This window comes from Bradyrhizobium sp. ISRA430 (genome assembly GCF_029909975.1).
Classification (GTDB): Bacteria; Pseudomonadota; Alphaproteobacteria; order Rhizobiales; family Xanthobacteraceae; genus Bradyrhizobium.
The window spans coordinates 4,963,342-4,982,709 of record NZ_CP094516.1; the positions used below are offsets into that span (position 1 = coordinate 4,963,342).

At 65.1% G+C, this 19,368-nt stretch carries 20 protein-coding genes, 1 tRNA gene and 1 riboswitch; of the genes, 7 read left to right on the top strand and 14 right to left on the bottom strand.

Annotation, left to right across the window (positions count from 1 at the left end; translation table 11 throughout):
* Positions 1-23: 23 nt before the first annotated feature.
* The 3 genes from MTX21_RS23595 to MTX21_RS23605 form a co-directional block, all read right to left on the bottom strand.
* A complete protein-coding gene (locus MTX21_RS23595; RefSeq protein ID WP_280971144.1) occupies positions 24-488 on the bottom strand; it encodes a GNAT family N-acetyltransferase in 465 nt (154 codons plus the stop codon).
* A 63-nt stretch (positions 489-551) separates the two neighbouring features.
* Complete coding sequence (locus tag MTX21_RS23600) at positions 552-1,133, bottom strand: XRE family transcriptional regulator (RefSeq protein ID WP_027549745.1); 582 nt, start codon at positions 1,131-1,133, stop codon at positions 552-554.
* 181 nt (positions 1,134-1,314) lie between these two features.
* Positions 1,315-1,388, bottom strand: a tRNA-Gly gene (locus MTX21_RS23605).
* A gap of 178 nt (positions 1,389-1,566) precedes the next feature.
* On the opposite strand from MTX21_RS23605, the gene MTX21_RS23610 reads away from it, so the two are divergent.
* The 4 genes from MTX21_RS23610 (at position 1,567) to MTX21_RS23625 (ending at position 3,939) form a co-directional block, all read left to right on the top strand.
* Positions 1,567-2,145, top strand: coding sequence for a methylated-DNA--[protein]-cysteine S-methyltransferase (locus tag MTX21_RS23610; RefSeq protein WP_280967076.1), 579 nt, complete (start codon positions 1,567-1,569; stop codon positions 2,143-2,145).
* 9 nt (positions 2,146-2,154) lie between these two features.
* Positions 2,155-2,994: an AraC family transcriptional regulator gene (locus MTX21_RS23615; RefSeq protein ID WP_280967077.1), complete on the top strand. Its 840-nt coding sequence runs from the start codon at positions 2,155-2,157 to the stop codon at positions 2,992-2,994.
* A 57-nt stretch (positions 2,995-3,051) separates the two neighbouring features.
* The gene (locus tag MTX21_RS23620) at positions 3,052-3,411 is read left to right on the top strand and encodes a VOC family protein (RefSeq protein WP_280967078.1); all 360 of its coding nucleotides are present in this window, start codon (positions 3,052-3,054) and stop codon (positions 3,409-3,411) included.
* Positions 3,412-3,540: 129 nt separating this feature from the next.
* On the top strand, positions 3,541-3,939 hold the full coding sequence (locus tag MTX21_RS23625; RefSeq protein ID WP_280967079.1) for an SRPBCC family protein: 399 nt from the start codon (positions 3,541-3,543) through the stop codon (positions 3,937-3,939).
* A 25-nt stretch (positions 3,940-3,964) separates the two neighbouring features.
* Here the strand turns inward: MTX21_RS23625 and MTX21_RS23630 are convergent, their stop codons facing one another.
* The 4 genes from MTX21_RS23630 to MTX21_RS23645 all read right to left on the bottom strand — a co-directional run bounded on the left by MTX21_RS23630 (position 3,965) and on the right by MTX21_RS23645 (position 8,787).
* Positions 3,965-5,410 carry an MATE family efflux transporter gene (locus MTX21_RS23630; protein ID WP_280967080.1) on the bottom strand — a complete coding sequence of 482 codons (1,446 nt, stop codon included), beginning with the start codon at positions 5,408-5,410 and terminating at the stop codon, positions 3,965-3,967.
* A 382-nt stretch (positions 5,411-5,792) separates the two neighbouring features.
* Positions 5,793-6,845, bottom strand: a complete 1,053-nt coding sequence (locus MTX21_RS23635) for a hypothetical protein (protein ID WP_280967081.1) — start codon at positions 6,843-6,845, stop codon at positions 5,793-5,795.
* 104 nt (positions 6,846-6,949) lie between these two features.
* On the bottom strand, positions 6,950-7,369 hold the full coding sequence (locus MTX21_RS23640) for a PAS domain S-box protein (protein WP_280967082.1): 420 nt from the start codon (positions 7,367-7,369) through the stop codon (positions 6,950-6,952).
* A gap of 311 nt (positions 7,370-7,680) precedes the next feature.
* Entirely contained in the window at positions 7,681-8,787 is a 1,107-nt protein-coding gene (locus tag MTX21_RS23645) for a 2'-deoxycytidine 5'-triphosphate deaminase (RefSeq protein ID WP_280967083.1), read from the bottom strand.
* A gap of 109 nt (positions 8,788-8,896) precedes the next feature.
* Positions 8,897-8,976: riboswitch (SAM riboswitch) on the top strand.
* 74 nt (positions 8,977-9,050) lie between these two features.
* On the opposite strand from MTX21_RS23645, the gene MTX21_RS23650 reads away from it, so the two are divergent.
* Positions 9,051-10,238, top strand: a complete 1,188-nt coding sequence (locus MTX21_RS23650; protein ID WP_280967084.1) for an O-succinylhomoserine sulfhydrylase — start codon at positions 9,051-9,053, stop codon at positions 10,236-10,238.
* 204 nt (positions 10,239-10,442) lie between these two features.
* Here MTX21_RS23650 and MTX21_RS23655 read toward each other — a convergent pair whose 3' ends face one another.
* Genes MTX21_RS23655 through MTX21_RS23665 form a run of 3 tightly spaced genes read right to left on the bottom strand, consistent with a single transcriptional unit; the run spans position 10,443 to position 13,474 of the window.
* On the bottom strand, positions 10,443-11,441 hold the full coding sequence (locus MTX21_RS23655) for an SGNH/GDSL hydrolase family protein (protein WP_280967085.1): 999 nt from the start codon (positions 11,439-11,441) through the stop codon (positions 10,443-10,445).
* 12 nt (positions 11,442-11,453) lie between these two features.
* The gene (locus MTX21_RS23660; protein WP_280967086.1) at positions 11,454-12,233 is read right to left on the bottom strand and encodes an SGNH/GDSL hydrolase family protein; all 780 of its coding nucleotides are present in this window, start codon (positions 12,231-12,233) and stop codon (positions 11,454-11,456) included.
* On the bottom strand, positions 12,233-13,474 hold the full coding sequence (locus tag MTX21_RS23665; protein ID WP_280967087.1) for an OpgC domain-containing protein: 1,242 nt from the start codon (positions 13,472-13,474) through the stop codon (positions 12,233-12,235). Before MTX21_RS23665 ends, MTX21_RS23660 begins: the two co-directional genes overlap by 1 nt.
* Before the next feature lie 178 nt (positions 13,475-13,652).
* On the opposite strand from MTX21_RS23665, the gene apaG reads away from it, so the two are divergent.
* A complete protein-coding gene (gene apaG / locus MTX21_RS23670; RefSeq protein WP_280971145.1) occupies positions 13,653-14,045 on the top strand; it encodes a Co2+/Mg2+ efflux protein ApaG in 393 nt (130 codons plus the stop codon).
* A gap of 140 nt (positions 14,046-14,185) precedes the next feature.
* Here apaG and MTX21_RS23675 read toward each other — a convergent pair whose 3' ends face one another.
* The 3 genes from MTX21_RS23675 to MTX21_RS23685 all read right to left on the bottom strand — a co-directional run bounded on the left by MTX21_RS23675 (position 14,186) and on the right by MTX21_RS23685 (position 17,463).
* Positions 14,186-15,193, bottom strand: a complete 1,008-nt coding sequence (locus MTX21_RS23675; RefSeq protein ID WP_280967088.1) for an Hsp33 family molecular chaperone — start codon at positions 15,191-15,193, stop codon at positions 14,186-14,188.
* Positions 15,194-15,325: 132 nt separating this feature from the next.
* Positions 15,326-16,261, bottom strand: coding sequence for an ornithine carbamoyltransferase (gene argF / locus MTX21_RS23680; protein WP_280967089.1), 936 nt, complete (start codon positions 16,259-16,261; stop codon positions 15,326-15,328).
* Positions 16,261-17,463 (bottom strand): aspartate aminotransferase family protein, encoded by a 1,203-nt coding sequence (locus MTX21_RS23685; RefSeq protein WP_280967090.1) that lies wholly within the window; start codon positions 17,461-17,463, stop codon positions 16,261-16,263. The genes argF and MTX21_RS23685 overlap by 1 nt, the downstream gene beginning before the upstream one ends.
* Before the next feature lie 453 nt (positions 17,464-17,916).
* On the opposite strand from MTX21_RS23685, the gene MTX21_RS23690 reads away from it, so the two are divergent.
* Positions 17,917-18,429: a GcrA family cell cycle regulator gene (locus tag MTX21_RS23690; protein WP_280967091.1), complete on the top strand. Its 513-nt coding sequence runs from the start codon at positions 17,917-17,919 to the stop codon at positions 18,427-18,429.
* A gap of 226 nt (positions 18,430-18,655) precedes the next feature.
* On the opposite strand, the gene phoB is transcribed toward MTX21_RS23690, so the two are convergent.
* Positions 18,656-19,363: a phosphate regulon transcriptional regulator PhoB gene (gene phoB, locus MTX21_RS23695; RefSeq protein WP_212432749.1), complete on the bottom strand. Its 708-nt coding sequence runs from the start codon at positions 19,361-19,363 to the stop codon at positions 18,656-18,658.
* Between the last annotated feature and the right edge of the window lie 5 nt (positions 19,364-19,368).

Sequence of the window (19,368 nt, forward strand, 5' to 3'; positions counted from 1 at the left end):
TGCGCCGCACGCCGCGCGAAAGCTCAACGATCACTCAAATCGAGCGTCAGGAACAGGCTGTTGGGGTCCTCGACATAGCCCTCAAACGGGCCGCAGGGCACGAAGCCGTGCGCGCGGTAGAGCGCGACCGCGGGCTTGAAATAGTCCCAGGAGCCGGTCTCGAGACTCAGCCGCTTGAGGCCCCGCGCGCGGCCGGCCGCGATGATGTGGCCGAGCATCTGGCCCGCAAAGCCGCGGCGTCGCGCTGCTGCAAGCGTGTGCATCGACTTCACTTCGCCATGGTCAGCCGAAAGCGTCTTCAGCGCGCCGATGGCAACCAGCGTCTCGCCGTCCCAGCCGGTCCAGAATGCAACGTCGGGCGCGCGCAGGCCTGAGAGATCGAGCGCATGCGCGCTGCCCGGCGCGGTCTGGGCCCGCGCCGTCGTGGCGTGATAGTCAAGGAGCGCGATCACACGCGGATCGTAGGTGTCGCCGGTGCGGATCTGCATCGTCATGGTTTTACCTCGCTCGCGAGCCGCCGCTGCATGAAGACGTCCGCACGGTCAGCGACATCACATCTTCCCGTAAGAGGTGCCGCGCCGCACGATGATGATGTAGCGCGCGTCCTGCCTGGTTTCGTTCTCGAAGATCACCGAGCGCATCACGTCGAAGTCGAGGCAATCGCCCTCGCGCAAGCGCACCGTCTTGGCGTCGATGTGCACGGCGATCGCGCCCTCCAGCATCAGGAGTTGCTGGGTGAAGGCGTTGCGGCCCCAGGGGCTGTACGGCACCCGGGCGCCGGCCGGCAGGTCGACGACGATGATCTCGATGCCGCTCGCCGCATCGGTCGGCGAAGCGTGGCGGCGGCGATAGCCGCTCTCGGGATCGCGCCAGTGCGGCTGGTCGGCAAGGCGCACCAGCCGCTCCGGCGGCTTCTCGGCGAGCGCGACCACGTCGCTCAAGGACACATCGAGCGCCGCGCAAAGTTTTCCCAGCAGCGAAGCCGTGGCGCTGCTCTGCGCCCGCTCCACCCGTCCGATCATCGCCCTGCTGACGCCCGAGCGCGCGGCGAGTTCGTTCAGCGTCATCCCGGCATGCGTCCTCAAGGTCTTCAAGCGGCGACCGATCGCGCGATCGAGTTTTTGCTGGTCCATGGCCTTCATCCGAACCTCGCCCGGCATCCGGACCGCACCTGCCGGGCAAGAGGAGCTTAGGCCGGGACGCGGCGAATGCCGGGAATGAGGGACCAATATATTAGAATCTTGGCGCTGCGCGCGACGGAGCGCTGGCGCCTGTCTGGCCGGCTCGAAACGGAATTAGCAATCAAAGGAAACTTGGAGCGGGCGAAGGGAATCGAACCCTCGTATGCAGCTTGGGAAGCTGCCGTTCTACCATTGAACTACGCCCGCGAGATGCGCGGCAACCAGCGCCCCTCCTGATTAGCCGAGACAGCGGCCCGCGCCAAGCGCTTTGGCGCACCCGGCCGGACGCATCTTAACTTCTTGGCAAGATTCCAGGTGCGGCGGAATGTGGCGGTGTTATGATCGCGGCCGGGTTGAGGAAGCGTGGTGTGAGTGGGGCGTGCGCATGGTGGGGCGTGCTTACGCGATATTCGACACGGCCATCGGGCGCTGCGGCATCGTCTGGAGCGATACCGGCGTGGTCGCCGTGCAATTGCCGGAGGCGCGGGAGATCGACACCCGCCGCCGGATCTTCCAGGTCCATCCCGAGGCACGCGAGCAGCGGCCTTGCGACAACGCCGAGCTGGCGATCGAGGGCATTGCGCTGCTGCTGCAAGGCGGCGATCCCGATTTTTCCGACGTCAGCCTGGATGCCGGCGGCGTGCCCGCCTTCCATCGGCACGTCTATGAATTTGCCTGCACCATCCCGCGCGGGGAGACTCGCACCTATCATGAGGTCGCCAAGGCTCTCGGCGCCTCCGGCGCCGCGCATACGGTGGCACAAGCGATCGCGAAAAATCCCTACGTGATCATCGTGCCGTGCCACCGGGTGCTGGAGACCGGCAACTACACCGACCGGATCTCGCCGTACGGCGGGGTGATCTCCAAGCGGCGGCTGCTCGCGCTGGAGGGCGCTCACCCTGTCGCGAGCAAGACGCTGTTCGAGGTGTTGCTGCCCGTTGCCCCGCCGCGGGCGCCCTCCTAAATATCGCGGATGGATGCGACCACGCTGCTGACGACCCAAACGATGACGGTCTCCGAGTTTCGCTGCGATGCGGGACCGGACGACAAGCCGTTCGCGGAGTGCCGCACCGGCCATTCCATCGCCTATGTCCGCGCGGGCAGTTTCGGCTGCCATTGCCGCGCCGGCTTCTTCGAGCTGGTGGCCGGCTCGGTGTTGGTCGGCGCGCCCGGCGAGGAATACACCTGCACGCATGAGCATGTCTGCGGCGACGTTTGCCTGTCGTTCTTCCTCAGCGAGGACTTCGTCGACGCGCTCGGCGGGCGGCGTGAGGTGTGGCAGGTCGGCGCGACGCCGCCGCTGCCCGAGCTGATGGTGCTGGGCGAGCTCGCCCAGACGGCAGCAGATGGCAACAGCGACATCAGCCTCGACGAGGTCGGCCAGATCTTTGCCAGCCGCTTCGTCGATGTGGTCTCGGGCAAGGCGCGCAAGCAGGCCACGCCGACCGCGCGCGATCGCCGCCGCGCGGTCGAAGCTGCGCTGTGGATCGACCAGAATTCGCACGCCGAGGTCGACCTGGAACAGGCCGCCCGGCAGGCGGGACTGAGCCCCTTCCATTTCCTGCGGCTGTTCTCGGCCGTGCTCGGCGTCACCCCGCATCAATATCTGGTGCGCTCGCGCCTGCGGCATGCGGCGCGCCTTCTGACCGATGACGGGATCGCGGTCACCGACATCGCCTATGACGTCGGCTTCGGCGATCTCTCCAACTTCGTCCGCACCTTCCATCGCGCCGCCGGTGTCTCGCCGACGAAGTTCCGCCAGGCCTCGCGCGGGGAGCGCAAGATTCTCCAAGAGCAGCTCGCCCTCAACTGAGTAGGGTCGTCTCCGGCGCGCGCCACCACGCGGCGCGCTTTGCAAATGGAGACGATCATGTACGATCACATCGGACTACGCGTTGCCGATCTCGACGCCGCCACGCGCTTCTACACGGCGGTGCTGGCCCCGCTCGGTTACGTCCTCTGCTCCAGCGGCGACGGCTATGCCGGCTTCGGGCCGAAGGGCGAGCCCGCGCTCTGGCTGCATCTGAACAAGGGACGCAAAGCCGACGGCGCCCACATCGCCTTCCGCGCGAAGGACCACGACGCTGTCAAGACATTCCATAGCGAAGGACTGAAGAACGGCGGTCGCGATAACGGCGGCGCCGGCCCCCGCAAGGATTACAGCCCGACCTACTACGCCGCGTTCCTGATCGATCCCGACGGCAACAATGTCGAGGCGGTTTGTACGTGAGCGCTGGCCACTAGTTCCGTCATTGCGAGCGAAGCGAAGCAATCCAGACTGTCTCCGCGGATGCTTCTCTGGATTGCTTCGTCGCTTTGCTCCTCGCAATGACGATCCCTCTACAACAAGGACTGTTTCATGGCCTCCATCCACAACGACATTCCCCTCAATGCCTCCGCGCGCGACGTCTGGGACGCGGTGCGCGATTTCGGCGCGTTGCACGAGCGCCTGGTGCCGGGCTTCGTGACCGCCTGCACGCTTGACGGTGACGCGCGCGTCGTCACCTTCGCCAACGGTTCGGTGGCGCGCGAGGTGCTCGTCGATTGCGACGACGCGCGGCAACGCCTGGTCTATGCGATCAGCAACGAACGGCTGAAGCATTACAGCGCCTCGGTGCAGGTGATCGCCGACGGCGAGCGCAGGAGCCGCCTCGTCTGGACCATCGACATGCTGCCGAACGAGCTTGCGGCTTACGTGCAGGGGCAGACGAATGAGGCGGTAACCGCCATGCACAAGGCGTTTCCGCCCGCGGCCTAGCGGCGGCGCCGTCGCCGCCACAAGCTTAGTCCGCCGCGCTCGACAGGGCCGGACGAATGCTGCGATTGCTCTCGCGCGGCCCCCAGCGCGTCAGCACCACGCTGGAGCATGAGAGCACCCCGAGCACGACCATCGAGCTCGCGGCCAGCCAGAAGAAGCTTTGCGCGGTGGCATCATGGGTCGACAGCCACCACCCGCAAGCCGCGATGTAGACGAGCCGCGCGGTCTGCGCCAGCACCGGCCCGATCACCTTGGCCGCGCCTTGCGAGGAGAAATACATCGTCGAGGCAAGGCCGATGAAGGCGTAGAACGGCGCCACCGTCGACAGATATTGATGGCTCGTTCCGCGCACCGCCGCGCTGTCGGTGAAGATGTTGACCCAGAGATCGGGGAACAGCGCGACAAGGCACGCCGGCGCGCCGACCGCCACGAAGGCGGATGCACCCGCGATCCAAGCGATGCGCCGGGCACGCGCGATGCGGCCGGCGCCGACCGCCATGCCGATCATCGGCACCGAGGCGATGCCGAACGAGAACGCGATCGAGGTCAGCAGAAACTCGAGCCGGGCGCCGATGCCGTAGCCGGCGAGGATCGCGGTGCCGAACTTCGCCAGCATGTGGGTGAAGATCGAGATCGTCAGCACCGATTGCAGCGGCGAGAAGCAGGCAATGGCGCCGACCTTCAGGATGTCGAAGAACATCGCCCATTGAATGCGCAAGCCGCGCAGCTTCGGCACGACACGGGCACGGCCGGAAAACAGGTACCAGCCCATCACGCAGATGTTCATCGAATAGGCGATCAGCGCGCCGGCCGCGACGCCGCGCATGCCGAGTTGCGGCACCGGCCCGAGTCCGAGCCCCAGCGTGCCGCCGAGCACGACCTGCCAGACCGCGGAGTTAAGGATCAGCAGCGAGGGCAGCTTCATGTTGCCGGTGCCGCGCAACACGCCGGCCATGGTGTTGAGCAGCCAGGGCAGCACAGCGCCGCCGAAGAACACCTGCGTGTAGGCGATCGCATGCGCGAGCACCGCGCCGCGGCCGCCGAGCACTTCCAGGAGCCGCGGCCCGAAGATGAGCATGCCGAGCATGAAGACGAGGCCGAAGCTGATGCCGATCAGCAGCGCATGCGCGGCAAGCGTGCCGGCGCGCTCACGATCGCCGGCGCCCAGCGCGCGTGCGATAGCCGAGGCCACCGCGCCGCCCATCGCGCCGCCCGACATCGTCATGGTCAGGATCACCGTCGGAAACACCAGCGCCATCGCCGCCAGCGCCTCGACGCCGAGCCGGCCGATATAGGAGGTCTCCGCGATCACCACGCAGGTGCCCGCCGACAGCGCAACCACGTTCGGCCACGCAAGCCCGAGCAGCGTGCGCAGGATCGGTCCATCGGTGAGCGCGCTCTTCACCGGCCGCGAAGGCGGTGGCAGCGGACGCTCTCGTTCATCGACCGGGATTTCGGCGATGTCGGACATTTCCTCTCCGGAGCACGGACGCCGATCAAGGGCGCGGCAATGACTAGGTGTGCCAATGGTTTTCTTCGCGCGGAAGGCGCGCTGCGGTGCTTGTTAGCACGGCGGGCGCAGATTCCTCCTGCGCCGGGCGCAGGCGTGCCCTGCGGCAGCGCATTTCAGCGGATGGAATTGAGCTGCTTCCGCTCCTTCTTCTCCCTCTCCCCGTTCTTACGGGGCCGCGACGAGCTTCGCTCGCGCTGAGAGGACCGGGGTGGGGGGCCGCTTCCGCAATCACGTAAATTGACGGACTCGCGGAAGCCCCCCTCACCCGCATCCCATCTTCGATGGGCTGCGGCCTCTCCCCGCAAGCGGGGAGAGGCGAAACCTGCGGATCGAATCTTCGCTAGCCGATCGTCCACACCAGCGGCGGCCGCCCACCGCCAGCCGCGCGCATGTGCACGCCGATATGCCGGCCGCATCCGGCGGCGAGTCCCCCGAACAGGCCCTCCAGCACCTTGGCGCATACAGGATGATAGTCGGCGACGTCGTCCATCAGCTTCCAGCTCTGCTGGCGAACTTCGAACGTGCCTTCGGACCTCATCGTCTCCTCGGCATCGTCCTGCGCGGCGAATAGCGCTTGCAGGAACGATGCGAACTCGCCCGCGCCACCACGGCTTGCCGACAGCGCCGCTGCGACCTCGTCGAAATACTGCATGCCGATCAGCTTGCCGGTGAGATGCAGCAGATAGCCGGCATCCTCCGGGCCGAAGAGTTGCACCATCACGGGCGCGGCGGTGCGCACATATTCCATGGCGTAGTTGCGATGCGCCTTTTCCAGCCGTGGCTTCGGCCAGCTTGCGACCGGCAAGGCCGGTGCCATCTTCGCATCGAACAGCGGCGCCTCCAGATGCCGCGCGAACACCAGGCGCTGGTCGAGTTCGAGCGGATGATCGTATTCGTAATAGTATCCTTCGAGCCCGTCCTGGCCGTCGACGCTCTGCTTGGTGCAGACGAAGCCGAGCCGGAGATCGCCGAGCGCGACGCCGTTGTTGGCGTGCCAGCCGCGCAGCATCGCGCGCGAGACCTCGCCCGGCACGCCGCAGATCGCGGTGCCCTTCCAGATCCAGCGCGGCGGCGGATAGCGTATCCAGGCCTTAGCGTCACTCTCATACATGTATTCGACGTGCACGCCGCCGATCCAGTTGGAGAGATAGTGATATTGCGCGGCCGCCACCGCGGGCGGCAGATGATTGATCCCGAGCTTCTCGAGCCCGGGCAGGAAGCGCTCCTGCTGCTGTCTCCTGAACACGCGGAAGACGAATTCGGCAGCATCCGCCGTGCCCCGCCGCGTCACCACAGTGAGGATGAGGCCAGTGAAATAGGCGTGGTAGAGGTCGGCGATGGCGCGCCAGCGTTTCCACTGGGCTTCCTGCGCGGAGTCTAAAGCTGCGGCCATGTTCACTCCCGATCGTTGTTTTGATCGAGTGTGTCACTGCCCCTCGTGGCAGGCAACATGATGCGCATGCAGGGCGCCCTGCACGGCTGCCCGTCAATTCCGCATCACGAATTTTGCGACGTTGCCGCCTTGGCGGCGCGCTCGCGCTCGACCCGCTCGGTCACGTCGCGCGCCATCGCCACCGACCCCTGCACGGCGCCGCCGGCGTCCCGCACCAGCGCGAACGTCATCTCAATGTAGAGCCTGCGTCCGCTCTTATGCAACGCGCGGGTCAGCGTCGGCCGCCCTGCAAGCTTCATCGCGCCGCTCGCAATCGCAGCCTCAAATCCCTTCCAATGCGCGGCGCGCAAATGTTCGGGAATGATCAGATCGAGATTTTGGCCGAGCGCTTCTTCCGCGGAGAAGCCGAACAGAGCGCTCGATGCCCGATTCCAGCGCACGATCGTGCCCGAGCGATCCGAATAGATCAGCGCATCCGCGACGTCGTCGAGGATTCTTGCGTCGAGTTGGGGTTGATCTGTCATTTCGGTACCTCGCACGAAATGTAGCCCGGATGAAGCGCAGCGCAATCCGGGATATTTGGTGGGGAGAGTTCCGAATGTCGCTTCGCGACCTGACGCACATTCGGTGTCATCGCCCGACTTGATCGGGCGATCCAGTATTCCAGAGGCCGTGACGAATACGGAGAAGCTGCGGCGTACTGGATTCCCCGCTTTCGCGGGGAATGACAGCGGAGAAATATGCGAAACAGTCGCCCGCATCAGCGCGAAGCGAGCTGCGGGATCACCAGATCCCGGATGTCGCTTCGCTGCATCCGGGCTGCTGCAGGATGTTGCTACACTCGAAAATGCTTCGATAGCTTGAGGCCCTGCGCCTGGTAGTTGGAGCCGATGCGCTGGCCGTACATCGCGTCGGGCCGCGCCAGCATCTTCTCGTAGACGAGGCGGCCGACGATCTGGCCGTGCTCGAGGATGAAGGGCACTTCGCGCGAGCGCACCTCCAGCACCGCGCGGGCGCCCTGCCCGCCGGCGCCGGCATAGCCGAAACCGGGATCGAAGAAGCCGGCATAGTGCACGCGGAATTCGCCGACGAGCGGATCGAATGGCACCATCTCCGCGGCGTAGTCGGGCGGCACCTGCACGGCTTCCTTGGAGGCGAGGATGTAGAACTCGCCGGGATCGAGGATGAGGTTGCCGTCGGGACGCGCCGAGATCGGCTCCCAGAAATCCTCAACCGCGTAGCCGGAGCGGCGGTCGACATCGACCACGCCGGTGTGGCGCTTGGCGCGGTAGCCGACGAAACCGCCGCCCTTCTCGCCGGAGAGATCGACCGAAACGGCGACACCGCCGGAGAGATCGGCCTCATCGATGTCGACGAGACGCTCGGCCGCATGCAACGCATCGAGCTCATCGGCATTGAGGATGGCATCGCCGGTGCGGAAGCGCACCTGCGACAGCCGCGAGCCCTCACGCACCAGCACCGGAAAGGTCTTCGGGCTGATCTCGGCATAGAGCGGACCGTGATAGCCGGCGCCGATCATGTCGAAGCGGCGGGTGCCGTCGGCGATCACGCGGGTGAAGACGTCGAGCCGGCCGGTGGAGCTCTTCGGGTTCGCCGCGGCGACGATCTCCGGCGGCAGCGCGAGGCTTTCCAGCAGCGGCACGATGTAGACGCAGTTGGTCTCCAGCACCGCGCCGTCGGCGAGACTGAACTCGTGCAGCTTCAATTCGTCGATGCGTTCGGCGACGGTGGCCCCGGGGCCCGGCAGAAAGCTCGCGCGCACGCGGTAGGCGATGTCGCCAAGGCGCAGGTCGAGGCTTGCGGGCTGGATCTGGCTTTCGACGAAGTCGTAGGCGGGCAGGATGAGCCCGTCATCCGCCATCGCCGCGATCATGCGGTCGGGCAGGATACCATTGGCATCGGCGGCAACCGTGAACGTCAAACGGTGGTCCTCAACTCGGGTCAAAACGCATCCGATACGCGGAAAAACGAACCTTTTACCGCTATCCGATGGACGCCTTGACGGGAAGGGCGCGGCAGAATAAGAGCATGACTTATCCCGTGGTGATTTGAGCCGGCCGGCTTGCAGCCACGTTAAATAAGTCGCTAAACAGGCCGGGGACCTCTGTGATCCCGGCCAGTGGAGATATCCAGGCCGGTTTTTTTGTGACCATTTTCGCTCATGTGGTCACGTCGGAGGTACCTATGTCGAAGTCGCCTGCCAACTATCGTCCCGAAACCCGCCTGGTCCATTCCGGCACTCTGCGCTCGCAATATGGCGAGACGTCGGAGTCGCTGTTCCTGACCCAGGGCTACGTCTACGGCAGCGCCGAGGAGTGCGAGGCGCGGTTCAAGGGCGAGGATCCCGGCTTCATCTACTCGCGCTATTCCAACCCGACCATCGCCATGTTCGAGCGCCGCATGATCGAGCTGGAGGGCGCCGAAGCCGCCCGCTCGGCGGCGACCGGCATGGCCGCGGTAACCACCGCGATCCTGGCGCCACTGAAGGCCGGCGATCACGTGGTGGCCTCGCGGGCGCTGTTCGGCTCGTGCCTCTATGTCGTGCAGGACCTGTTGCCGCGCTACGGCATCGAGACGACGCTAGTGGACGGCCTCGACCTCGACCAGTGGCAGCGTGCGCTGAAGCCGAACACCAAGACGTTCTTCCTGGAAAGCCCGACCAATCCGACGCTCGACGTGCTCGACATTCCCGCCATCGCCGAGATCGCGCACAAGGGCGGCGCACGGCTCGTCGTCGACAATGTGTTCGCAACCCCGATCTGGCAGAGCCCGCTCGCGCTAGGCGCCGACGTCGTGGTCTATTCCGCGACCAAGCATATCGACGGCCAGGGCCGCTGCCTGGGCGGCATCATCCTCTCCTCGGAAGCTTTCATCGCCGAACACATCCACAATTTCATGCGCCAGACCGGGCCGTCGATCTCGCCCTTCAATGCCTGGGTTCTGCTGAAAGGCCTGGAGACGCTCGGCGTGCGCGTGCGCGCGCAGACCGATACGGCCGCCCGTGTCGCCGAAGTGCTGGCGAGCCATCCGAAGATTTCGCGATTGGTCTACCCCGGCCGCGCCGACCATCCGCAGGCGGCGTTGGTGAAGAAGCAGATGCGCGGCGGCTCGACACTGGTCGGCTTCGAGGTGAAGGGCGGCAAGGCGGCTGCTTTCCGCGTGCTGAACGCGCTCAAGCTCGCGAAGATCTCCAACAATCTCGGCGACGCCAAGAGTCTCGTCACGCATCCGGCGACCACGACGCATCAGCGCCTGAAGCCGGAAGACCGCGCCGCGCTCGGCATCAGCGAGGGCTTCATCCGCTTCTCCACGGGGCTGGAGCATGCGGACGATCTGATCGAGGATCTCACCGCGGCGCTGGAAAAGGCGTGAGATCGCAGAGAAGTCGCAAATCGTAGGGTGGGCAAAGCGCAGCGTGCCCACCATTCACGATCACACTGTCGATAGATGGTGGGCACGGCGCGCCAAGAGCGCGCCTTTGCCCACCCTACAACTGCAGCGCTGGAGCAGGCGTGAGGTACGAATGGCGAGTGGTGAATCCCTATTCGCTATTCGCGATTCCCTACTCGCTTCTGCCTACATCGGCCGATACGTCCGCACGTCCGCCGGCACATTCACGCCGAGCTTGATCTGACCGACGGACTGGATGATGTCGTCGCCGAGGAGCTGGGCGAAGCAGGCATAGCCCCAGTCGTTCATGTGCAGGCCGTCGGCGATGACGAAGCTCTCCACCGGGATCGCCTGCTTCTCGTGCCACTCGCGCATCACCTCGAAGCGCGGAAAGATGCCGACGTGACGGAGCTCGGCGACCTTACCGAGTAGCTTCACCATCTTGCCGGCGCTCTCGGCGCGCCGATTGACCTGTGGCGAATATTGCGGGTCGACCAGCACGATGTCGGCGCCGCCGGCGGCCTGGATGCGGCCGATGCCGTCCTCGACGAGCTTCGCCGTCTCGCCGGGATCGAGATTGCGCAGCACGGCGTTGGTGCCGACCTGCCAGATCACGAGATCCGGATGCCGGTCGATCACCTCCGTCTGAAGGCGCTTCATCATCTCGGGCGCGTCCTCGCCGCCGACGCCGGCGTTGATGACGCTGATGTCGGCGGTTGGATAGTGCCGGCGAAGCTGGGCTGCGAGGCGGTTCGGGTAGTTGAACTCCGGCGAGCTCGCGCCGAAGCCTGCGGTCGACGACGATCCGAACGCAACGATGACGACGGGCTTGCCCTCGACCAGCTTGTTCGCGACATGCGGCAGCGAGCCCATCGTCTTCGCGCCGCCCTTCGGCGGCAGGCAGGGCACGCGGTTGAAGATGTCGCCCGCGGACTTTGCCGCCTGCTTCACCTTGTCAATGGCGCGCGCGGTGATGCCGCGCTGCTCGGCAGGCGGCTGCGTGGTCGCGGCCGCCGTGGTCTGGGACTGTGATGCGGGAGCAGGATTATTGGCCGTCTGCTGCGGCGCGGGCGTTGCCTGCGCGGCCTGCGCCTGCGCCGGCGAGAGCGAGGCAGATGTCAGCAGCAGCGCCGCCGTGGACGCGGCGAGCCATGCCGACAGGCAAAAAGGGCGGAGAGAACTCATTAACTCTAGACCTCAATTTTGCTGCTGGACCGGCCCAAGATGGGCGGCGTCGATCAGGAATTGCGCCAGCGCCCGGCCGAGGCAGTCGTGGACCTGCTTTGCCAGTTCGGGGCCACGCGATGGGCTGAATAGGTCAAACTGACCCTGATCATTCCATTGCCGCATGATCGCGAAACGGTCGAACAGCGGGACGTCGTGCTCCTGGGCCACCACGCGCATATTGTCGAGATAGGGCGGCACCGAGATCATGGTTTCGGTTCGCGGGCTGTACTGCAAATTCATCAAGACGACGTCAGCCCCTGCATTTTGCAACGCAGCAACCCCTTCGGTGACTGCGCCACGAAAATCGTCGGGATCGATGGATCGGATAGCATCCACGGTCCCGGTCTGCCAGATGACCAAAGTAGGCTTTTTCTCTTCCATCAGCTTAACGAAGGTGGAGGCGGCCTCCTCGGCGGTCTTCTTGCTCTGTATTTCTACGGAGACGTGCACTGCCTCCGACGGCGGCAGCATCTCCTTCAGGATCGCCTCCATGCGCGCGGGATAGGAGCTGTTTTCCGAGGACGGAATGGTGGTCGAACGGCTGCCGATGACCAGGATCTCGAGCGGCTTGCCGGCCTTGACGGTATCGGCGACCTTGTGGAGCTGGCTATCGGTCGTGAGCAGGTAGGACGGCAGCTCGCAGGATGGGGGTACGGCCGCAGCGGGCGGCGCAGCATCCTCCGCGCGCGCCGACGGCGCGGCGAGGCCACCGCATAGCAGGATCAGGCTCAGGAGAACCTTCGCCTTCATCAGCCCCCTCCCGCCATATCGGCGTTGCCGACGGCGTTTTTGCTTTTCGTACCGCTCTTGTCAGCCACGCGCTTGTACCACGAAATCACCCAGGCCACGCCCCACATGATCAGGATTCCGCAGAGACTAATCAGCGCATGCATGGCCGGGCCGCCGGAGACTTCGGCCAGGATGAAGTGGCCGGCGAAGGCCAGGAACACGCCGAGACAGAATATCTCCAGCGAATGCTGGCCGCACAGGATCAGTGGCCGCAGCCAGGGCGATTTCAGCCCCGGCCAGTCCCGCGGCAGGAAGCGCACCGTGAGCGCGGCGAGCGCCAGGAAATGCGTGAAGCGCAGCACGTCGAGATCGGTCTTGTCGATCGGGTACATCCACTGCTCGATCCGCTTCGGCATGAAGTGGGAGAGCTGCGGCACGTACCAGGTCAGCGTCACGTAGAACGCCGCGGCCAGATAGGCGATCGCGATCCACGTCGTGACAGGCGATGCCAGGATCCGCGACATGCGCCGCGCACCTCCGAGCGCGCACCAGGCCCCGAATACGAAAAGCAATTGCCAGGCCAGAGGATTGAACGCCCAGAAGCCGTTCGGATAGGCCGAGAAATACAGATCAAATTCCCAGGTGACGACGTAGAGAACGACCGAGAGGCCGAGCGTGACGTCGGGCTTCCACTTCATCGACCAGAGGATCACCGGCAGCGCCAACATCAAGACGATGTAGAGCGGCAGCACGTCCATGTTGACGGGACGGAAACGCAAAAGCAGCGCCTGCACGATGGTGACGTCGGGCTGCTTGAGGAAATCCATGATGCCCATCTCTTCCGTGTAGAGCGGGTTCTCGAAGCTCGTCGCGACATAGGAAATTTCCGCGAGGAAGATCGTGAACAGGAAGACGTGGGCGACATAGATCTGCCAGACCCGGCGCAGGATGCGCGCGGTGGCGATAACGAAGCCGGAATCCAGCATCGCGCGGCCATAGACGAAAGCGGCGGTGTAGCCGGAGATGAAGATGAAGATCTCGGTGGCGTCGCTGAAGCCGTAGTTGCGGATCGTGAACCAGGTCAAGAGGTTCGGCGGCAGATGGTCGATGAAGATCAGCCACAGCGCGAGCCCGCGGAATAGATCGAGCCGAAGCTCGCGTTCGCCGATCGCAGGCAGCGTGATGGCCGGCGCGGCTGCGCGCGACTTGGCGTTGGCGGTTCCCGCGATCGGCGATCCCGTCACTTGGTCGGCAATGGTCATCGGGGCCAAGAACCCTTTGCAAATCGCGACGTTGGAGGAGTGTACTGGTCCGCCGTCGCCTAGCAAAGCGACCGGATCACAATCGAAGTGTACTTCCCTGTCAATTCGGGCGGGACGATGTCGCGAAAAGCGACGCGGGCGTTTGGTTCCCGGGCGGGATTTCGGTATGATGGCAGCTATGTACCGCGCCGTGACCCGCCAGATCGAAGTGACCGTCGAGCCGAACTTTGTTCCGGAGCAGTCGTCGGCCGAACGCTCGCGCTATTTTTGGTCCTACACCATCGTCATCACCAATTCCGGCGAGGAGACCGTGCAGCTCAAGACGCGGCACTGGATCATCACGGATGCCTCCGGCCGGCAGCAGGAGGTCAAGGGCGAAGGCGTGGTCGGTGAGCAGCCGATCCTGGCCCCCGGCGAGCGCTTCGAATACACCTCAGGCGTGCCGCTCTCAACCGCGTCAGGCTTCATGACCGGCCGCTACCAGATGGTCAGCGAAAGCGGAGAGCGCTTCGAGATCGACGTGCCGACGTTCTCGCTCGACAGCCCGGACAGCAAGCGGGTGTTGAATTAACGCACGGCGCGCTGCCGTAGAGTGGGTCAGCCCCGCGGCTGCGCAAAGCGCAGTCCGCTGGCGTAACACACCACTTCTCTCTTCGCGCGGATAGTAAAGAGGTGGGTTACACTGCGCTAACCCGCCCTACGATTCCGGCGTCAGGCGTTTTCGACGCCCGCCTCGTGTGGCGTGAATTCATACACCGACGAGCAGAACTCGCAGGTCACGACGACCCTGTCGTCCTTGACCATCGCGGCGCGATCGTCAGGCGAGAAGCTCTTCAGCATGCCGGCAACCGCATCGCGCGAACAGGAGCATTGCGCCTTGAGAGGCTCCGGATTGAATACGCGCACGCCGCGCTCGTGGAACAGGCGGAAGAGCAGGCGCTCGCCGGACAGCTCGGGATCGATGAGCTCGACGTCCTCGACCGTTTCGATCAGCGAGCGCGCCTCGACCCAGGCGTCGTCCTCGGCGATACTGTGCGCCTCCGTGCCTTCCGGAGCGTCACCGGGATGCAGATCCGCCTGCCGCGCGCGCTCCGGCGCCTTCGGCAGGAACTGCATCAGCATGCCGCCGGCGCGCCAGCGATGCTTGCCGCCGTCGCTCGAGCGCCACTCCTCGCCGACCGCGAGGCGAACGCGGGTCGGGATCTGCTCGGAGCGCAGGAAATATTCATGGGCGGCATCTTCCAAACTGCCGCCGTCGAGCGCCACCAGGCCCTGGTAGCGGCTCATGTCGGGGCCCTGATCGATGGTCATGGCAAGATGGCCACGTCCAAGCAGCGCGCCGGAATCCTGCGCCGCGCCGAGACGCGAAGCATCGTAGCGGGCGTAGGCCCGCAAGCGATCCGGCGCCTTGTAGTCCACGACCAAGAATGACACCGGGCCGTCAGTCTGGGCCTGGAGGATGAAGCGGCCTTCGAATTTCAGTGCCGAGCCGAGCAGCGTCGTCAGCACGATGGCTTCGCCGAGCAGCTTGCCGACCGGCGCGGGATAGTCGTGCTTGGTCAGGACCTCGTCGAGCGCCGGACCAAGCCGCACCAGGCGACCGCGCACGTCGAGCGCGTCGACCTCGTAAGGCAGGACCGCGTCATCGATCGGAACCGCTGATGGCGCGCGAACCGGGCTTTCAGGCCCGGTCTTCATGTCAGGGGATTGGAAAACCATGGCGCTTTATCTGGGGTCGGAGGAGGTGAAATGGAAGAGGCGTGAGGAACTCCTGTTCCGCGCAGAGCAGATTGTACGAAGCAACCTCAAGTTCGGAGTCGTCCCGGCGAAGGCCAGGACCCATAACCAAACCTACTTCACCGCGTCAAAGCACCAGGCCAGGATGCCCTTCTGCGCATGCAAGCGGTTTTCGGCCTCATCGAACACGACCGATTGCGGACCATCGATCACCTCGTCGGTAACCTCTTCGCCACGATGGGCGGGCAGGCAGTGCATGAACAGCGCGTCGGGCTTGGCCAGCGACATCAGCTTGGAATTGACCTGATAGGGCTTGAGCACGTTGTGGCGGTGTTCGCCTTCCTTGTCGCCCATCGACACCCAGGTGTCGGTGACCACGCAATCGGCGCTGCGTACGGCGGCCTCGGGATCGGTGCCGAGCACGATCGGGGCACCGGTCGCCTTGATCCAGTCGCGCATCGCCTTCTTCGGCGCGAGCTCCGGAGGCGTGGCCACATTGAGCTTGAAGTTGAAGCGCTCGGCGGCATGGGCCCAGGATGCCAGCACATTGTTGTCGTCACCGGTCCAGGCCACCGTCTTGCCCTCGATCGGGCCGCGATGCTCCTCATAGGTCATGAGGTCGGCCATCACCTGGCAGGGATGCGAGCGCCGCGTCAGTCCGTTGATGACGGGCACGGTCGCATTCGCCGCCAGCTCGAGCAGCGCATCGTGATTGAGGATGCGGATCATGATTGCATCGACGTAGCGCGACAGCACGCGCGCGGTGTCGGCGATGGTCTCGCCGCGGCCGAGCTGCATCTCGGCGCCGGTCAGCATGATCGCCTCGCCGCCGAGCTGGCGCATGCCGACGTCGAACGACACGCGCGTGCGCGTCGAGGGGCGCTCGAAGATCATCGCCAGCGTCTTGCCTTCGAGCGGCTTGACCGGCTGATGCGCCTTCTGCTTCGCCTTCATGGCGGAGGATGCGGCGAGCATGCGCTTGAGCTCCGACAGCGGGAGCTCGTTGATATCCAGGAAGTGCCTTGGCATTTTATTGGGCGCCTTGCTCATCAGCTTGCCGCCCGCTTGTTGCCGGAAAGCGCGGTGCAGGCGCGCTCGAGCCGCGCGACGCTGTCCTCGATCTCGGCTTCAGTCACGATCAACGGTGGCAGGAAGCGCACGACGTTGTCGCCGGCCCCGACGGTGAGCAGCTTTTCGTCGCGTAGCGCCGCGACCAGATCGCCCGAGGGCACCACGGCCTTGATGCCGATCAGGAGCCCCTCGCCGCGAACCTCGCTGACGATGTCGGGATGACGATCGATCACGGACGCGAGCTTCTGCTTCAACAAGAGCGACATCTTCTGAACGTGATCAAAGAAGCCCGGCTTGAGCATGACGTCGAGCACCGCATTGGCGGCCGAGATTGCGAGCGGATTGCCGCCGAAGGTCGAGCCATGCGAGCCGGGCGTCATGCCCGAGGCGGCTTCCGCGGTCGCAAGGCAGGCGCCGATCGGGAATCCGCCGCCGAGCGCCTTCGCCAGCGACATCACGTCGGGCGTGACGCCGAAGCGGCGGTGCGCGAAGAGATCGCCAGCGCGGCCCATGCCGGTCTGCACCTCGTCGAACGCGAGCAACAGGCCGCGCTCGTCGCAGAGCTGGCGCAGCGACTTGAGGAATGCGGGCGTCGCCGAGCGCACGCCGCCCTCACCCTGGATCGGCTCGATCAGGATGCCGGCGGTCTGCGGACCGATCGCCTTCTTGACGGCGTCGAGGTCGCCATGCGGCACCTGGTCGAAGCCTTCCATCGGCGGCCCGAAACCTTCGAGATATTTGGCCGAGCCGGTTGCAGCCAGCGTCGCGAGCGTGCGGCCGTGGAAGGCACCCTCGAAGGTGATCATGCGATAGCGCTCGGGATGACCTTTCGACGCGTGATAGCGGCGCACGACCTTGATGACGCATTCCAGCGCTTCCGCGCCGGAATTGCAGAAGAACACGAAGTCCGCAAAGCTCTCGTTACAGAGGCGCGCCGCAAGACGCTCGCCATCCGGGCTCTGGAACAGGTTCGACATGTGCCAGAGCTTCGTCGCCTGCTCCTGCAACGCCTTGACCAGTGCGGGATGGGCATGGCCGAGCGCGTTGACCGCGACGCCGGAGGTGAAGTCGAGATAGCGCTCGCCATTCGTGGCGATCAGCCAGCAGCCTTCGCCACGCTCGAAACCGATGTCGGCTCTGGCGAAAACAGGAAGCAGATGCGGCGCGGCGCTCTTGGTCATGACTGTCACTTGGTGTTGAGGACGGCCTCAACGCGCATTGCGCAGCGCACCATTGACCGTCCCGGAAAACGAAACGTGCCGCCTTTTCAGGGCGGCACGTAGAACTATCTTATGCTTGGTAGAACGCCTGTCAATGCCGCCGGCAAGCCTCGGGAAACGCAGAATCCGTAGTCTTGCGGTGCCTACTTTGCGGGGTTTTCGTTACGGAACATGTGGAAGCGAGTCGGCGGACTCTTGCGCGTGAGTCACGCCATATTGTAGCGTTTGGGCTGTCAGATACGACATCTCGTGCAGCGGTTCTGATCCTCTAAGTTCTCATGTACCGGCGTAAACGTTCGGGCGCTCTAGTCGCGCCCGGCGAGCCTTAAAGGATTCTGGCGGCACGGGTTTTCGAGGCTTAGGCATTCGCCGCGAGGGCCAGGGTGGCTGGCGCGCGGCGAGGGAAAGGGTGCAATGACGGTTTTGACATGGTCCGACGATCGCGTCGAGCAGTTGAAAAAGCTCTGGGAGGCTGGACTTTCGGCCAGCCAGATCGCAGCCGAGCTCGGCAATGTGACCCGCAATGCCGTGATCGGCAAGGTGCACAGGCTCGGCCTGTCCGGCCGCGCCAAGAGCCCCTCGTCGGCGGCGCCGCGGCCGCGTAAGGCGCGCCCCGCGCAGCACATGATGCGGGTGGCTCGTCCGATCTCGCGCGGCAACACCGCGCTGGCGCAGGTCTTCGAGGTCGAGGTTGAGCCCGATCCGGTCACCTACGACAACGTCGTGCCGATGAGCCAGCGGCTGTCGCTGCTCGAGCTGAACGAGGCGACCTGCCATTGGCCGGTCGGCGATCCCTCGAGCCCGGATTTCTTCTTCTGCGGCGGCAAGGCGCTCACCGGCCTGCCCTATTGCGCCCAGCACTCGCGCGTCGCCTATCAGCCGGCGGCGGATCGCCGCCGCGCTCCGGCGAAGCCGGGCACGCGCTGAGTTAGCGTTTAGTCGGTGAACTAGGTGCCGTCGTTACACGACGGCACTTCAACTAGCTCGGTGTCGTCCCGGCGAACGCCGGGATCCATAACCACCGGCCGATGTGGTTACGGGGACTCGGAGTTATCATCGTCGCGCGACAACTGCGCCCTGGGGTTATGCGTCTCGGCCTTCGCCGGGACGACGACTGAAAGTGTGGCAACAACCAGCCATCCCGCCCCAGACTTTACGTCTGCTCCGCCTTCGCGAAACGGTCATCCAGCGCATAGCCGGCGCCGCGCACGGTGCGGATCGGATCCTGCTCGCGGCCGAGATTGAGCAGCTTGCGCAGGCGGCCGATGTGCACGTCGACCGTGCGTTCGTCGATGTAGATGTCGCGGCCCCAGACGCTGTCGAGAAGCTGCTCGCGCGAGAACACGCGACCCGGATGCTCGAGGAAAAACTCCAACAGGCGATATTCGGTCGGACCGAGATCGATCGGCCGGCCCGAGCGCGCCACGCGGCGCTTTTCACGATCGAGCTCGATGTCGCCATAGGCGAGCACGGTGGCGAGCCGCTCGGGGCTTGCGCGCCGGAGCAGGCCCTTTACGCGCGCCAAGAGCTCGGGCACCGAGAACGGCTTGACGATATAGTCGTCGGCACCGGTCGCAAGACCCCGCACCCGCTCACTCTCCTCGCCGCGCGCGGTGAGCATGATGATCGGAAGCTGCTTGGTGTCGGGCCTGGTGCGCAAGCGCCGGCACAGCTCGATGCCGGACAGGCCCGGCAGCATCCAGTCGAGCACGATCAGGTCGGGGATATGTTCCTTGAGACGGGTATCGGCGTCGTCGCCGCGCATCACCGTCTCGACGTCATAGCCGTCGCCTTCGAGGTTGTAGCGGAGGAGCTCGGTCAGAGCCTCCTCGTCCTCAACCACCATAATGCGTGCGCCCATGGGGT